The sequence below is a fragment of the Streptomyces sp. TLI_185 genome, assembly GCF_003814765.1.
Lineage (GTDB): Bacteria > Actinomycetota > Actinomycetes > Streptomycetales > Streptomycetaceae > Streptomyces.
Genome location: NZ_RKRB01000001.1, coordinates 127,757 through 143,805, shown reverse-complemented (window position 1 = coordinate 143,805; position 16,049 = coordinate 127,757). Strand labels below are relative to the sequence as shown.

Genomic DNA, 16,049 nt, shown 5'->3' with positions numbered 1-16,049 from the left:
CTGGGCGGGCGTACGTGATTGTCGGTGCTGGGTGTGATGATGGCGGGGTGACGCAGACGAATCCCACCGACCCTGAGACGCCGCCGCCGTCCGAAGCAGATCACGGGGACAGCGGCCTGGCCGCCGACGCCTGGACGCCGTGTGACGCTGACGAGGATCTGCGCGCACCGGTGTCTTCCGGTTCGCCGGGACGCGTTCCGCACGGGGAAGATCTGGATCTCCACGTCGGGTGGGACCGCTTCGAGAAGCTCGTTCTGGCCCTCTCGCGCCGCATGCTGGGCCTGCGGGGCATGAAGTTCCGGCGCTACGGAGTCCAGGGCCAGAAACAGCACGGGATCGACCTGGCCGGCAGGGACGCGGACGGCAGCTACACCGTCGTCCAGTGCAAGGAGTATGCCTCGTTCACTACTCAGAACCTGCGTGACGCGGTCGAAGAGTTCACCGGCGGACGGCGTCCTTTCGGCGCGACCCGATTCATTGTGGCGACCTCTGCCTCCACCGAGCCGACACAGTTCAACGACGAGCTGCATGCGCTGCAGTGCGAGCACCCAGACCTGGAACTGGACCTGTGGGGGTCCGTACAGATCAACGAACATCTCCGCTACTACGCTGACATCGTCGCCCAGTTCTGGACGCGCGAGACGGCGGCCGACTTCTGCACCGCATCCCCTCCGCCTGGCGTGCCAGCGCCACCACCAGACCGGCAGGTTCTGGCGGAGCGCATCCTGGTCGGCCCTCTCAACACCGACGACGTGAAGCCGATCTTGCGGGACGCGGACAGCAAACGCGCCGATGCGCCAGCGGAATCGGCTGGCCTCTACGGAACGCTGGCCACCCGCCTGCACGATGCCGGATACCGAAGTCACGCCACTGTCCTGCGCCGGAAACAGCTTGAGGCCCTCGAAGCAGCCGAAATGTTCGACGACGGGGCGGACTTGGCGGCCGAACTCGCGGCAACAGCCCTTCACCAGGGAGACAGCCACCAAGCACAGATCCTGTCCCACGTGCTCGATGAACTCGCCCGCGAGGCAGCAACCGCCAACACTCCGCGTGCGGCGGCCACCGCACGGCACGCCGCTTTGATCACCGCCGCTATCCAGGACGCGGCCCACCCCTTGACCCTGGGCCGGCTGCAGGCTGCGCTGGCGAACGGCACGGCCGAACCCGCCCCCTACCAGCCCCTCCTGGTACTCATGCTCGCCGAGTACACCCTTGCGACGCAGCCACACACCCTCGAGGACCTCGACGGCCTCATCACAGCAGGCCTCGCGCAGGCCGAAGAGCAACCGTCACTGCACCAGGACCGGGACACGGCCATCCGCCTGCGCCTGCTCAGAGCCGAATACGACAGGACAGAACGGCAAAGCCTGCTGCGCGAGGCACGGCAACACCGGCTCCCGGGCCGGCACGTCGCACTCATCAGTGCACGCGAAGCGCGACGGTGCGCCCTCGAAGGCCGAGCGGAAGAAGCCCTGGAGGGCTGGAGAGACGCCGTCCACCACGGCATCCTGGCCGGGCTCGCAGAGGAGGCCGCCGACTGGCTCTACGCCATCCGCGTGGTCAACGTCCGCTACGGACCCTGGACGATCGAGATCGATGACGAACACCGCCTGGCGCAGTCCCTGCCCACCACAGGCACGGACCGTCTGCTGGACCGTGTACGCGACCCCAAGACCCGTACCCTGTCCGCTGTGGTGACCAACCGGCCCTCCGAGGCAGTTCAGGCGGCACGCCGCTGGCTGACGGACAGCGTGGTCACGGGCAGTTGGGCCGATGAAGACGAAGCCGTGACGCTTTTGGGCGACCTCTACCGCGACAACAACGAGCCCGACTCAGCCGCCGTCTGCTACCAGCGCGCGGGCAAGGACGAGAAGCTCAAACAGCTCGCCCGGAGCGCGGGCAGCCGCCTGCTCCCCGCCGCTGCCGCCGGAGAACAGCCCTGGTGGGTTCAAAGGGCCCGCGCCGTCCTGGCTGCAGAACAGGCCGACCTCGCCGACGACGTAGCGGCGCAAGCCCTGCTCGGCGAGATGCTGGACCTGGCAGCCCGGGGCAGGAACGGCGAGCTCGTCGAATCGCCCACTCGGCAGCTCACCATCCAGGCAGCGAAAACCGCGTGCGCGCTCGCACCGCGGAGCACGCACGAACAGGCCGTTGCGCTCCTGGACCTGCTTGCTCCCGACGTCCCCCGCGGACCGTCCCAATACAGCCACACCGACCAAGCCCACACAATGGCCTGCCTCGCCATCGCCGACACTCATCCCGCACTCGCCGTACCCGCCCTGACCAGACTCTTCGACCTTGCTGACGTCAACTGCGACGAAGCGCTGCGCGCCCTGACCGGCGACCAGGCGCAGCGCCTTCTGGGCGCCTCGCCCGCCAGTACGGGACAGGGACCGGACGACTCCCCTCGCCACAGCCCTTTGGGTGAGGCGGATTTGAGTGCCCTGAGGGCGCGGGCCGACAAACTGGCCGAGCGCGGCCACTATCTGTCCGACGTGATCCAGGCGACCGTCAACCCGGGCCATCCGGCCGTGCGCGAACGCGCCGAAGCAGCCCGGGACCGCGTCCTCCAGCGGCCTGAACCGCATCCTTCCAGCACGGATCTGGACAGCAGCATGGTTCCCGACTCGTTTATGGCCAGCCATCTGCCGACGGACGACCGGAAGGCCTGCCTGGACAAACTCCTCGCCGTGGCAGGCGATCAGAGGGAGACAGCGAACAACCGCGACGATGCTCTGCACGGAGCCTGCAACCTCGTCCTCGACCAGGAACCGGCCATCCGGCGCACCGCGTTCCGCGCCAGTCAGCCCTTCGTGTCGGGTGACCTGGACGGAAGCCGGCTCGACGAGTTCACCGGCACCCCGCACCCGCTGAGCACACTCAGGATCAACCTGGGAACCGCCTCGCTCCGTGGCCCCGGACTGCGCCTGGCCGCAGCCTCAGCCACGACACCCGCGGAGCAGAGCTGGGTCCGCGACCAAGCGCTGGACATGCTGCGCAGTGAGGAACCCGCAGACGTGGCACAGGCGGCCCTGGCACTCAACCGCCTCCCACCGCAGATCACGCAGAATGTGGACCCACGCCCCCTCGCAGACCACCCGCACCCCGTCGTACGACAGTTGAGCGCGGTCTTGAGCGTACGGCGCCCGAGCCAGCACGCCGACACGGCACAGCTCCTGGCCGCGGACACTGACGTCCGCGTACGACGGACCCTGGCCGAAGCAGCCGCAGGTGTAGACCCCGGCTCTTGCGAGGAGACCGACAGGCTTCTGGACCGCCTCGGCAAAGACCCTCACTTCGGCGTCCGCAGGGCAGCACGCCCGCCGGGCAGGTGAAGACCGCGGCCCCCGGCCCGCAGCACTGACCGACGCCGCGGGCTCAGTCTCGACCGGAGCCAACGCCGCGTTGCAGGCGGGCCAGGCCTGTGGGCGGAGCATCCGGCCTGAACCAGTCCAGGATGCCGAGTGTCGTGCTGGGCTGGGACACCCACTCCGTCCTGGCCGGAACTGGCTCCCAAACTAGGGCTGGATACGGTCGATCACTTCCGGGCTGTGGCGCGCTGCCGGTGGGAAGGCCTTGGACGTCAGCGGGGGTTCGGTGGTCAAGGGGACGAAGCAGTGAGCAACGGCACCTGCAGGAAGGGCTTCTTGCCCGTCACGGTTTCTCTCGGGACAGCCACCCCGGGGTGGCGAAGGCATCGGTGTGTCGGCAATCGGTGCGCTGGGAGCTTGGCGGACGGGTGGTAGAGACCCGCACATGTAGATCAAGGCTCAGGTGCGACACCGGGGGGTGGGCGACCCCACGCGTGTGGGGAAGACCTCCCCTTCCAACTGCCCCGACACTCCCCAGAGGACAGACCCCACGTGCGCGGGGAAGACGGATCTGATGGTCGCGGTGCAGGGCGTCCCAGGGACAAACCCCCGCGTGTGCGGGGAAGACCCCTGCTCGGGGTGGCTCACCCTGAGCTCGCCGGACAAACCCCCGCGCGTGCGGGGAAGGTGCTGAGGAGCAACTCCTCGGTCGCCTCGTCTTGGAACGACCCCCGCGTGCACGGGGAAGGTTGGGCAAGCGAAGTCGAGGTCGTCACCGTGGGGGAACGACCCCCGCGCGTGCGGGGAAGGTACTTCCTGGCCTGGAGGTATTGAAGATCGGCGGGCTATTTTTGCTTACTTTACATGGTTGGCTGTGAGGTGAGGTCCGTGTGTCGGAGGGGATCGTGGTGGTTGAGCTTGAACGTCCCGGTCGTTAGGCGGCATTGGGATCGTTCTGTAGTCGAGTGAGCAGCCTGGCCCCCTGGAAGGCCGAGCCTGTCAGACTGTCCAACCTGCGCCGCCACGACAGACCCTCAGGCCCGTGGGGAACATGAAAAGGCACTAAACCTGGTTCGGGGTAAGCCGAGCGGACTCCCACGGGCTTCTACATCCTTGCGCACTCGTTCGGCGTCCACGGCAAAAGGATGATCGGCATACGGCAGGATGAGCGCTAACAGCCCTGTTGACAGGGGGAGTTGGAGCGCGGCGGGAGCAGCTGGTGGGAGTGCGGGAGGATGTCCGGTTCGGCGGGATCGATCTGACGCCGTGGGGGAAGTTCGACCGCGGGCAGCTTGCGGTGTATCCGCTGCTGTTTCATCTGCTGGATGTCGCGGCGGTCGCCGGTGTGGTCTGGGACCGGTATCTAACCCGTGGCCAGCGCTGTTTGATTGCTGCCGGGCTGGGGGTGACGCCTGCGGAGGCGCGCTGTTTGGTGATGTTCATCGCCGGGCTGCACGATCTGGGCAAGTTGTCCGCGTTCCAGGAGCAGGAGGCGCATCCCTGGGCCCGGGTCAGCGACAGCCTCCAGGCGGACACCACCAGCTGGCGGCGTATGCCGCACGAGCGGGCGTCCATGCACAGTGTGCTGCAGCTGCTGGCGGAGGCCGGTTACCCGGTGGACGCCTCCGACAGTCCCGGGGTGCTGGTGGCGCAGATCCTGGGCGGGCATCACGGCCGGTTCCTCCAGGTCGACATCGACGGCGCGGCCAAGGCCTCCCGAGTCAACCTCACGCTGGGCGGGCCGGCTTGGCAGGACTTGCGCCGCCGCTACTTCGCGCTGGTGCGCCACCTGACCGGCGCCACCGTGGTGCCTACTGATGTGTCGGTGACGGCGGCCGTGCTGATCACCGGAGTCGGCATCATCGCGGACCGGCTGGCCAGTCAGCGCCATTACTGGCTGCCCAAGGCGCAGGCGCCGGCCTTCGGTGCCGGCGAGCACTACGCGCAGGCCGTCCGGGATGCCCCCGGCCTGCTCGAGCAGTCCGGTCTGATCCGCACCACCCTGCCGCACACACCCTTCACCCATGTTCACGGCGGCCTGGCCGCCCCGAACGACCTGCAGGCCTCGGTGATGGAGCAACTCGCCCCGGTGGTGGGGAAGAAGGGGCCCGGGATACTGGTGGTCACCGATGCCACCGGCGGCGGCAAGACCATCACCGCCCTCGAGGCTGCCCGGATCTTCAACGCGGGCGGTGACACGGCCGGCATTCTGTGGCTGCTGCCGACCATGGCCACCACCAACGCCGCCTACGACGTCCTCGAGGCCTACGTGGCCGCCCACCGGCCCGAGCACGCCCCGGTCTCCCTGGTCCACAGCCACAGCTACCTCAACACCGCCTACACCGACCACCACCTCGCCGCCCACGAGCCGTCGACCAGCGACGCCTTCTGGCCCGGCGAAGACGACGCCGACCCACCGACGGGGGAGCGGCCGGAGGAACGGGTAACGGTGCCAGACGGCTGGCTGCGCGGCTGGGACAGAGCGCTGCTGGCCCAGTTCACCGTCGCCACCCACGACCAGGCCCTCATGGCCGCGCTGCCGGTCCGCTTCAGCGCCCTGCGCATGCTGGCCATCTCCGGGCGGACCGTCATCGTCGACGAGGTCCACGCCCTGCCCCCGTTCATGCGGCAGATGCTCGGGCGACTGCTGCACTGGCTGGGCGCTCTGGGCTGCCCCGTAGTGCTGCTGTCCGCGACCCTGCCCGGGCAGGTGGGCAGCGACCTGGTCCGCAGCTACCTCGACGGGGCCGGCCACCCGCACCCCGAAACCGCCCACCTGGACTGCCATCCTCCCTATCCCGGCTGGCTGTACGCCGCAGCTTCGGACGCCTCCCTGACCCGCATCGCCCCTGCCGCGGCCGTCGCCCACGCCGCCCGCAACCGCCGCCGCGCGGACATCCGCCTTCACCCGGTGCGCCACTCCTCCTGCACCGATCCCGAGGACGCCCCCGCCCGGGAAACGCGCCTTCAGCGCATCACCCAGGAGATCGCACCCGTCGCCACATCCGGCGGCTGCGCGGCCGTCTACTGCGCCACCGTGGCCGACGCCCAGACCACCTACGCGCACCTGCACACGGCCCTGGACTGGCCGGACGGCGGCCCCGGCGGCCAACTGCTCCTGCTGCACGCCCGCCTGCCCGGCCACGAGGGGGAGGCCCTTACCCGCAGCGTCCGCACCGCCCTGTCCCGCACCGGCGAGCGCCCCAGCGCCTGGTGGTCGTCACGACCAGCTTGCTCGACATGAGTCTCGACATCGACGTCGACCTCATGGTCAGCGACCTGGCCGCCCTGCACACCCTCCTGCAACGCCTGGGCCGCCTGTGGCGCTTCGACCACATCAAGCGGCCCGACTGGATGCGCCAGCAGGACCACCCCCGCCTGAGCGTCCTTCAGCCCACCGACCACTGCGGCCGCCTCGTGCTGCCGCCCGCCTGGCGCGGTCTGGACTCCCCGTTCCTGCCGCGAGCCACCGCCGCCTATCTCGCCCACCGGCCCGATGGCCCGCTCACCCTGCCCGACGACGTGCAGCACATGGTGGAGAGCGTGCACGGCCACGCCGACGATCTCACCCAGGCCGATGCCGCCCTGCAGCGCAGCCACACCCTCCACCAGGCCCGGCAACGCGCCGAGGAACACCACAGCGCAATGCACACCATCCCGGGCTGCCACGACACCCTGTCGCTGTCCGACCTGCACCGCCAGAACCTGCCCGCCAGCCAGGCCGCCACCCGCCTGGGGGCCATGCCCCGCCGCCTCCTGCCCGTCTACCGCACCCCCGGCGGCCGCCTCACCTTGGACGCAGCCGGCACCCATCCGCTGCCCCAGCACTGCAAGCCGACCACTGCACAGACCCGCACGATCCTCCAGCACACCCTGCCGGTGCCCGCCGCCTGGGTTGCCGACCGCGGTGGCCGCAACCAGGTCCCCGACTCCTGGCGTACGCACGCCCTCCTCGCCGACCTCGTCCTGCTGCCGCAGGATGCCGAAGACCCGGCACAGCCGGTGCGTTTCGGACGTCACAGCCTTCGCCTCGACGCCACATTGGGGCTGGTCCACACCGAGGCCTGAGCCGTCGGCGCCCGCATGCCTGCGGCAGCCGCCCTTACCCTGAGCCTTTCAAGGCGCTGTGGCTGCTGATCGCAGACCGCGCCGGGCTTGTGTGACGACCCAGAGAGCACGGTCGCGCCGGCGTCCGCCTGGTGCGTCACCTCGCGAGTCCGGCCCCCTTCACCCACCCCGGCAGCCGCTCGGGCAGGTCCTACCCCCGGGAGACGGGGCGCGTCGTACCCCGTGTTCTCGAGGCGGTCCGGCTGCCTCCGTCCGGGCGGCAGCGGAAATAAGGGGGACGCCGGGGCAGAAACGCGAATAGGGCCGCTCCGTATCCGGGAAATGACGCTCGGTCAAAAAGGGAAACTGGCCGGTAATTGCAGGGTCAACGACATGGTTCGGGAAGCTGCCGGGCTGTGGCTAATATGGAATTGCGAAGCCGGACGAACGTTCGAGTCCGGTCTCTCGCGCCTGCCGCGCTGCGTGCACCGCACCCTTGGTGTTCCCGTGCGGCACCTGCCGCTCGCCAGCTGCGGCCTGACCCGGCCCGCAACCGCGCGGCCCGCCTCCTTCCCTTGGTCCGTTGCATGCACCCGCGCATCGCGACCCAGGCGGGTCCTGATTTCGGCAGGCAATTCTTTCCAGAAATCCCCTCTTTCTTCACACCCGGCAATGGAGCCCGTGTGCCTGCCCCGCACTATGCGACCGACCAAGAGCCCTGCATTCCCGTCCTGTTCCTGAACGGGCGCCAGGAATACCTGGGATGGCGGGATGTGCTGCTGCACGCCCACCTCATCAAGGACCTGGCGCTGCCCCTGCCGCCGGCGGCATCCGCCGCGCTGCGTCTGCTCGTTGCGATGGCGGCACGGGTGAGTGGCCTGGATGCGCAGGCGGACGGGCGGATGACCGCACGACAATGGGCACGACGCCGCCGTGACTTGCTGACGAACCCCCAGGGGTTCGATCCGGGCGCCGTCCACGACTACTTCGACCGCTACATCTGGGACCTGTTCCACCCCGAGCGGCCGTTCCTGCAGGACCCACGGGCGCGGCTGCAGCATGATCGGCCACCATGCGTCGTAGTACCGCCGGTAGAGTCGGTGTTTCGCCGCCGTGGCAGGCTCCAACGCCCATAACAGATCCACCCGTTCCCCCCTTGCCCCGAACGGTCATCCTTCAATCACGTGCCGTAACAGATGGTGAACCGCACGCCAGGGCCCGACAAGAGGGCGTCTCGCCAGAACCCCCATGCGATGCCTGAGTGGTCGTCAGACCAGCGCGTCGAGCCAGCCGTCGCCGGGTGGGGGAACGAAGAAGTAGCCGCCTCCGACGGTGAGGGTGTACTTGGCCATGGCCTCACCCTGCAGCCGGTGCTGGACGGCCTCGAAGCCTTGGGCCAGGTTGCGTTGGAAGCAGGAGAAGATCAGGCCCTGGTCGTCGGGGCCGTGGCGGTAGTTGTAGCCGCGCCTGACCAGGGGCGAGGGATGGCGCCGGTCGGGGGCTGCCCTGCGGACGTGGGCATCGAGGGGTGTGGTCTTGCCGTGTGGGTCGGTGGCGAACACCGGCTGCTCGGTGCTGGGGGTGCCGTCCAGCCAGCGACCGTCCCGGCGGCGCCCGACGATGCGCTCCTGCTCGTGGATGGTGTCGCGATCCCAGAACCCGGTGGCCAGCCGGATGATGCGTATCACCTGGTAGCTGCCCCCGACCGCCCAGGCCGGCTCTTCCTGATCGGTGGTGATCACCGCGCGTTCGGTGACGTCGGCGGGTGTGGCGGGGTTTCCGTATCCCTCGGTGAAGTGGAATGGGTTACGAGCCAGCCCCCTGCCGTCTTCCGTGTGGTTTTCCGGGCGCACGCCGTCGAGGCGCCAGCGGAGTCGCCATTGCGGCAGCGTGCGCATGGTCCGCTCGGCCGCCTCCCGCACCGCACCGCTCGAAGTGCTCGTCGGAGCCGAAGGGGTCCCGCTGCAGGACGTGGTCGGCGGCGGCGACCTGGACGGGGGAGGCGGCCCGGACCAACGAAGGCCGCTCATGACCAACGCGACATCAGCCCGGCGCCGCTCTGGGGCGTTCTGGGGGCGCTCCGCCACGATCCGGAGCGCAATTGCGTCCCCCGGGTCGCGGAAGAGGCGCGGGCCCTGGTGCAGACCGCGTGGCCGTCTGGGACCTGCAGGAAGTACGTGGACGCCGGGGAGCTGATCGTCTCGGAACTCGTCGTGAATGAGATTCGGCGGGCTCGGGCGTGCTGGGCTGAACACGTGAGCGAGCGCAAGCCCTGCAGACCGACCTGTCAGATGGGCGTGGGCGCTGATCGGGCCGGTGATCGCCGCGGGAAGGCCGCACACCTCTCGGTCTGCGGCTACCAGGGCCGGTAAGCGGTGCGTGCCGATGGCCGAGCCCTGTTCGCTGTGGTGAGGGCAGCACGCATGCACGGTGTTCCGCCCCGCTTGGTCGATGACCTGTTCAAAGCCCTGGGCGCGGACAGCGATATCCCGAAGTCAGCGGTGTCTGGGATCCGCCGCTGCAGGGGAACTGGTCGAGGGGCGTTTGTTGTCGCGACGCGGTCGATCAGGGGATGGGATCGCCTGGTTGTGCGCTGAGGGCGACGCATGCCGGGGGGTGCGGTTCGCTGCGGAGGGGCGGTTTTTTGATGAAGTCCGGGGCGTGGGGGGACAGAGGCCGTTACTGTCACGCCTGCGGTGCGTTGCGTCTTTGGAGTTCGTGCGTGTCGTGTGGTGCCTGCGTGTTCGGTGGCGACGGTCCCATGGTGGCTAAGGTGCCGATGGTCATGGGACTGGTGATCCAGATAGTAGACTCAAAATCACCCAAGGCCGACAAATCGGCCTTTCACTTTCAGTGCGGATTGCTGTCGCGCTGAGCCGTGCGGTGACTGAGAGAGTCGGGCGTGATGAATCACTCGTGGTCGTGGCGGAAGTCATCCTTTAGCGACATTGCGGGCAATCAGTGCGTGGAGGTCGCGTGGACCGGACGCGATGTCCTGGTGCGTGATTCGAAGGAAGCCGCATTCGGCACGCTGGTGTTCGGCGTGCATTCCTGGCGCGCCTTTGCCGCCGCGTCGGCCTGCCCTGCGGCCGGGGGCCTGCGCCCGAGCGATGGCGATGGGTAATCCGCCTCAGGCGCAGGCGCGGCTGGCTACCGGGACGGGGTCCCAAGTCGACCGGCCAGGGCCAGTCCTGCGGTGGCGATAGCCCCCGCTGCGGCCTTCCCGGAGTCGTCGGGGACCAGGATCAGGATGATCACAGCCGCGCCCAGTGAGGTGATCGCCACGATGGTGGCGGCCACGGCGTTGACGCGGGGCAGAGCGGGAACGTGTCGTGGTTCCTCCCGGCGAAGTTGCGAGGAGGGATCATGGTCGGACATAGCTGTACTCCAGACGGTGGCCCGGGACTTGGGTTTGCGAATTGCCGCCGCTTGCAGACGACGACTGCCTGCAAGGCAAATGCCCTTATCGCTACTTGATCATTCATTAGGAATGATGCTGCCCTCATTGCGGAATAGGGTATTCCGCAGCGGGGACCGAGAAACCGCTACATCATTTAGGGGCGCTGCCGATTGCGATCCCGCCACACGCTAGGTAGCAGATTGGTGGTTTATCGGGACGCCGGGGCGAGCACACCTACCTACACGTGGATTGCACCGCTGAGGTCGTCGCCCGTATCACCAGGAACGATTGCCAACCCGGCCGTGGTGCGCGACCGTGTCTCATACGCTGATCTCCGGTGGCCCGGGCGATCAGCAGGGGGCGTATCCCGTTGCAGCGGGAATGCCCCGCTGTGGCTTCGCCTGTGCGGAGCCACAGTCATGTGGACCGGTCATTCGTCGGTGCGACCTGCTCGTGCCTCCGTGCGCCCCCGCATGCCCCGGCAGGCGGCGGTCGAACGCTCCTCCCTTTCCGCCCCGGCCTGCAGTAGCCCTGCACACCTCACGCCGCGGGCTGCTGTCCTCTGCCTCGGAAATTCGATGCCGCGCTCCACCGACCTCGCGATGTGCCTCTTTCGGCGGCCGGGAGGCGGAAGCAGCAGACTGGGGGCATTTCAGGCGATATCGGCCACATCGTCCGCAGGTGGAATTCTCAAGTCGTGCGGCTCCGCTTCGATGTGGTCGGCAATCCTCAGCAGGATCTGGGGGATCCGATCGCCCTTGATGGCCTGCTCCTCCAGCTCCCAAAACAGTTCGAGAAACTTGACGAAGTCCTCGGTCGCCGTGCTGACGCTGGCGGTTCCGTGAAGGTTCTCCCGGTACACGAAGGGCTGCATGCCCTCGTCGAACTCGAACAGGGTGAAAGGCCCCTGGGAGGCAAGGATGCCGCAGCTGAACGGCAGGATCATGATCTGGCGCCGCGGGTGCGCCGCGAGCTCGGCCAGCCGGCGCAGCTGGGCTCGCATCACGCCCGGACCACCCACCTGTCTGCGCAGCACCGCCTCATCCAGGACGAAATAGAACTCCGCGTCATCACGCTCCAGGGAGTCCTGTCGCAACATGCGCCCCTCGAGCATGCGCTGTTGCTGCTGCTCCGAGAACCGCTCCGGGGTAAAGGCACGGATGACCTCCGAGGCGTACTCCTCGGTCTGCAGCAGGCCCGGAAGAGCCAGGGGTTGAAAACTCCGCGTCACGGACGCGGATGATTCCAATGCCAGAAAATCCAAGAACTCCTGGCCGTATATGTCACGGTACTCGACAAAAGGCATCTTCCTGCTGCCGCGCGCCAGACCCAGAAGCCGCTCGACCACCCCGCCGTCGGTAATGCCGTACAGCCTCATCAGGGAACGCAGATCATTGGCCGAAATGCCGACTTCGCCTGCCTCGATACGCAGCAGCTTGCTCGGTGACCACTCCATCTCCTGCGCCACCTCCCGCTGCGTCAGACCGGCCGCATTCCGGGCCTTTCGCAGCTCCGTGCGCAATTGCAGGCGCTGTATGGCAGGGCCCCCTCTGCTCGGCGTCGCCATGCGTCCCCCAATCTGCTACACCGCTGATTGTCGCATCACCAACTGGAAAACCACGGACCAGGAGAGCGCATAAAGCCAGCCGTCTTTATGCCGGTTCCCATCCCCAACGCACCACTTCCTGCGCCCCTGGCGCCCCAGAAGCAGTGACCAGATGCGGCCAGAATCGGAAGGCGGCGAGCACAGCAGGTCTGCATCCGGCTCGCACATGTCACCCAACGCGATCATTGGAGGAAAAAGTCGTCCGAAATCTCGTCTTCTGAGCGGCATCGACCTGTGGTATTTCCACACTCGTGAGATGAGCGGCGGCCCGTCCCCTGTCGCCCACGGTGATCCACGCCCGGCCGATACCAAACAGCGCATACGCATGGAGGTCTTGGGCATTGGCGCGTTTGCACGCGGCTTGGACACGGCAGCTTTAGTTCCGGCGTCGCTGCTGGTCAGGGGTGGGTGCGGGCACGGGTACGGCCACCGTGATCATGAACGTTTGTGACGACGTATCAAGAGACGGTGGCCGTGGAGGCCACGATAGCCGAGCAGGCATGGGGCCGGGTGTTCGGGGCAGCGATGGAGTCGGTCGCGGACTGCTTCGTACGACGTGAAGCCCGCCGCACGGCTGCCGAGTTGACGGCCGGGCTGCTGCTGGAGCTGGACACCCGCAACTGCTGGACGCTGGCCGAGGCACTCGGACATCCGGGCCCGCATCGGCTGCAACACCTGCTCTCCCGCGCCCGTTTCGATCACGAGCAGGCACGCGAGGAGATCGCCCGCCTGGTGATCGGTGAACTCGCCGGGCACGACGCGGTGCTGGTGGTGGACGAGACCGGGGACGCGAAGTCCTCCACTGACTGTGTGGGGGCCGGCCGCCAGTACTCCGGCGCGCTTGGCGGCGTGGGTCTGTGCCAGGTGGCCGTCCACCTCGCGGCGGCCACCGCCACCACCCGCGTGGTCATCGACCGGGCCCTGTATCTCCCGGCGGACTGGGCATCTCCCGGCGGACTGGGCGGCGGACGAGGAGCGCCGCACGGTGGCCGGGGTGCCCGAAGAGGTCGAGTTCGCAACCAAACCGCAGCAGGCGGCAGCGATGGTCACCGGGGCGCTCGCGGCTGGGATACGGGCCCGCCGGTTCGCCGCCGATGAGGTGTACTGCGGGCGTGAACTGCGCCGGGACATCCGTGCGTTGAACCTGGGCTACACGGTCGGTGTCCCGGCAACACACCAGGTCACGGACGGCGCCGGTCGTCGGTGGGAGGCGCGCAAAATGACAGGACATGCCTCCTCACCCGCAGACGAGTGCCGCGGGTGCTCGCGCGGGGCCCCGCCAGAGGGAGGTGTTCCCTGCTGAAGGATCGCAAGAGGTGGGGGTGAACGGGGTGTTGGCCCTCGGGGTGTTGTCAGGCGGACTGCTGCGGGGGCTGCTCGGAGGGTGCGGCCGTCTCGGCTGCATCGGGGGCGGTGTAGAACACGGAGTTGCCTTGCTTGGTGCGCTGGGCCTGATTCCTGGCCACAAGCCCTTCGATCGTCGTGCGCACCACGGTCGTCTTGATGGTGCGCTCGGGGTGCTGCTGTCCCAGTGCGGCGGTGATTTCGGCGGCGGAGCGGGGTTCGCTCAGGCCCGCCAGGTGTTCGCGGACGAGGTCGACGAGCGTGGGTGAGGCTGAAGCCGTGGCCGGTGTCTTGGCAGCGGTCTTCTGACTGGCCCGCTTCCGGTCCGCGGTGGCGGGCTTCTTGTCCTTCGTCTGCGTGGCCGCGCCCGATGCCTTCGCTGCCTTCTTGCGGGCAGCAGGCACCGTCGCGACGGGTTCGGCTGTCGGCGCTGCGGGTGCCGCCGGGATGCCGAGGGCCTGCTGGATGTTCACCAGGACGGTGTGGTCATGCTGAAGGGCAGCCAACTGTGCCTGAAGTGCTTCGATTTCGCCGCTGAGGCGTTCTTGCTCCTTGAGATTGCGTTCAAGGTCGCCTGACACCTGCGCGCTGTACTGCGAGGTCAACTCGGTGGTTTCGGCAGTGGTTTCGGCCATGCTGCTCACACCCCTTCCGGGCGCTGCGGGCCAGCGAACACGATGCTCGTGGCGTATGCGAAATACAACGCGTGTGCTCTTCCGCCTGGTGCCGTGTGACCAGTGGCAGTTACTGCCGCACAGTTATGTCACAGCGATCGTACGGAAGCCACCTGCATTCTTCTCCGCCGAATGGCTGAGAGGCAGCAGGCCGAACACGGCGGCGGTCAGTGCGCAGAGGTGTCTGCGGGGCCAAAGGCGGGCCGGTGAGGGGGAGCTGGCTTCCAGTGCACCTCGTCGGTGTCCCGCTGGTGGTGCCAGGCTGACAGGGTGCGGCCGGCCACCAGTCGGTCGAGCAACACTTCGGTCTGCTGGGGGGAGTGTCCGCACAGGCGGGCTACGACGGCCATGTCGGCTGCGGGGCCGGCCGCAGTGGTGTGGGCGGCCAGGACCAGGGCGATCAGGCGGTCTGCAGGTTTTGACGCCGCCGGAACGATGAGCGGGGCGGGCTTGAGGGCCCAGTGGGCGGCCCGCCGGCGGGCGCTGCGGCCAGGGGCCTGGTCCAACACCGCGCCATCGAGCAGCCGCACCTGCAGGAATGCGGCCCGGGGGTCGGGCAGTTCGAGCCAGCCGTCCTGCGCCAGCTCCTGCCACACCTCGGCGCGCCGGTACAGACGCATGCTGCGCAGCAGGCCGGCCGGCAGCCGGACGCAGCAGTGTGTGTCGGCGCGCAGGGCGCATTGCAGGGCCAACAGCCGGGCGGCGGGAGACGTGACGCAGCCGAGTGCGGAGGCGAGGTAGGTGAGCATCTCCCGTACCCGTTGCGGCTCATCGCCGTGCACCCGCGGCCGGACCGGGGCCGCGGCGGCCAGTCGGCGAGGGATGAGCAGGGTGTCCGGCACCACGGCGGTATGGCTGGTCGCCGCCGCGCAGGCCGCGCACGCGTCGGCCAGCCGCCAGGTGCGGCCGCTGCGGTCACGGGTCAGGGCCAGCAGCACCTGCCCGGCACAGCCGCGATGACGCGGATGCCAGGAACAGCCCTGCAACCGGCACTGACAGCTGCGCAGATACACCGGAAGCGCGTCCGCGCGGGCATGGCAGGCCAGATGCGCCAGGACAGCCGACCGTGCGGAGGACGCCTGGAGAGGAGAGGTGCGGGCGGTACACGAGGGGCAGACCAGTGTGGGGCCGCCCGCCTGCGGACGCAGCTCCACGGTCCAGATGCGCCGCACTGCGGCATGCGCGCCGGCAAGCCTCATCGGCTGGTTGTCCTCCCGTCTGTCCGTGCCGTGGCGGGGGTTCACCGTGACAGGCCCCCGAGACGGACGCACCGTAGTGCAGATTCCCGCACCGCGAATATCGCCCCCGCTCCCGCCTCGGGCGAAAGTGCAGAAACCCGCACTGACAGGGCAGGGGTCTGCACCGTCGGATGGTCGGGTGACGATCTTGCCGCCCGAACCCGACCTCACCGCGCTGCGCGTGACGCTGGCGCGCCTGCGAGGCGAACGCGGCTGGACCTTCGATGAACTCGCCGACCGCAGCGGTCTGGCCCGGCGCACCCTCATCGACCTCGAACACGGCCGCACCACCGGCAGCATCACCACCTGGCACACCCTCGCCCACACCTTCGACGTGCCCATCGAGCACTTCCTGGGCACCCTGTGCGACGACCACACCCCGCCCGGCACGGCCGCTTCCTGAACCCTCAATCCGTCCCGGTGCGCACC

Annotated in this window: 13 protein-coding genes; 8 read left to right on the top strand and 5 right to left on the bottom strand. The window is 68.5% G+C overall.

Features of this window, described 5'->3' with window-relative positions; translation table 11 throughout:
• The first annotated feature begins 47 nt into the window (after positions 1-47).
• The 4 genes from EDD92_RS00580 (at position 48) to EDD92_RS50690 (ending at position 8,494) form a co-directional block, all read left to right on the top strand.
• Positions 48-3,335 (top strand): restriction endonuclease, encoded by a 3,288-nt coding sequence (locus EDD92_RS00580; protein WP_260326253.1) that lies wholly within the window; start codon positions 48-50, stop codon positions 3,333-3,335.
• A 1,195-nt stretch (positions 3,336-4,530) separates the two neighbouring features.
• Positions 4,531-6,555 (top strand): CRISPR-associated endonuclease Cas3'', encoded by a 2,025-nt coding sequence (locus EDD92_RS00575; protein ID WP_260326252.1) that lies wholly within the window; start codon positions 4,531-4,533, stop codon positions 6,553-6,555.
• Complete coding sequence (locus EDD92_RS50695; RefSeq protein ID WP_260326251.1) at positions 6,552-7,379, top strand: hypothetical protein; 828 nt, start codon at positions 6,552-6,554, stop codon at positions 7,377-7,379. Before EDD92_RS00575 ends, EDD92_RS50695 begins: the two co-directional genes overlap by 4 nt.
• Before the next feature lie 566 nt (positions 7,380-7,945).
• Complete coding sequence (locus tag EDD92_RS50690; protein WP_260326250.1) at positions 7,946-8,494, top strand: type I-E CRISPR-associated protein Cse1/CasA; 549 nt, start codon at positions 7,946-7,948, stop codon at positions 8,492-8,494.
• A gap of 132 nt (positions 8,495-8,626) precedes the next feature.
• Here the strand turns inward: EDD92_RS50690 and EDD92_RS00565 are convergent, their stop codons facing one another.
• On the bottom strand, positions 8,627-9,388 hold the full coding sequence (locus tag EDD92_RS00565; protein ID WP_123962357.1) for a Dyp-type peroxidase: 762 nt from the start codon (positions 9,386-9,388) through the stop codon (positions 8,627-8,629).
• Between the two features lie 875 nt (positions 9,389-10,263).
• Here EDD92_RS00565 and EDD92_RS00555 point away from each other — a divergent pair.
• A complete protein-coding gene (locus tag EDD92_RS00555; RefSeq protein WP_123962356.1) occupies positions 10,264-10,482 on the top strand; it encodes a DUF397 domain-containing protein in 219 nt (72 codons plus the stop codon).
• A gap of 26 nt (positions 10,483-10,508) precedes the next feature.
• On the opposite strand, the gene EDD92_RS00550 is transcribed toward EDD92_RS00555, so the two are convergent.
• Entirely contained in the window at positions 10,509-10,736 is a 228-nt protein-coding gene (locus tag EDD92_RS00550) for a hypothetical protein (protein ID WP_123962355.1), read from the bottom strand.
• A 674-nt stretch (positions 10,737-11,410) separates the two neighbouring features.
• Entirely contained in the window at positions 11,411-12,280 is an 870-nt protein-coding gene (locus EDD92_RS00545; protein WP_260326249.1) for a helix-turn-helix transcriptional regulator, read from the bottom strand.
• Positions 12,281-12,811: 531 nt separating this feature from the next.
• Between EDD92_RS00545 and EDD92_RS52300 the strand changes: the two genes are divergently transcribed.
• Together EDD92_RS52300 and EDD92_RS52295 are read left to right on the top strand one after the other, a co-directional pair.
• Positions 12,812-13,462: a transposase gene (locus tag EDD92_RS52300; protein WP_399181426.1), complete on the top strand. Its 651-nt coding sequence runs from the start codon at positions 12,812-12,814 to the stop codon at positions 13,460-13,462.
• Positions 13,350-13,667, top strand: coding sequence for a transposase (locus EDD92_RS52295; RefSeq protein ID WP_399181423.1), 318 nt, complete (start codon positions 13,350-13,352; stop codon positions 13,665-13,667). Before EDD92_RS52300 ends, EDD92_RS52295 begins: the two co-directional genes overlap by 113 nt.
• Before the next feature lie 49 nt (positions 13,668-13,716).
• Here EDD92_RS52295 and EDD92_RS00535 read toward each other — a convergent pair whose 3' ends face one another.
• Positions 13,717-14,343 carry a hypothetical protein gene (locus tag EDD92_RS00535; protein WP_185123880.1) on the bottom strand — a complete coding sequence of 209 codons (627 nt, stop codon included), beginning with the start codon at positions 14,341-14,343 and terminating at the stop codon, positions 13,717-13,719.
• Positions 14,344-14,549: 206 nt separating this feature from the next.
• A complete protein-coding gene (locus EDD92_RS00530) occupies positions 14,550-15,581 on the bottom strand; it encodes a hypothetical protein (protein WP_123962351.1) in 1,032 nt (343 codons plus the stop codon).
• 178 nt (positions 15,582-15,759) lie between these two features.
• On the opposite strand from EDD92_RS00530, the gene EDD92_RS00525 reads away from it, so the two are divergent.
• A complete protein-coding gene (locus EDD92_RS00525; RefSeq protein ID WP_123962350.1) occupies positions 15,760-16,023 on the top strand; it encodes a helix-turn-helix transcriptional regulator in 264 nt (87 codons plus the stop codon).
• Positions 16,024-16,049: the final 26 nt, after the last annotated feature.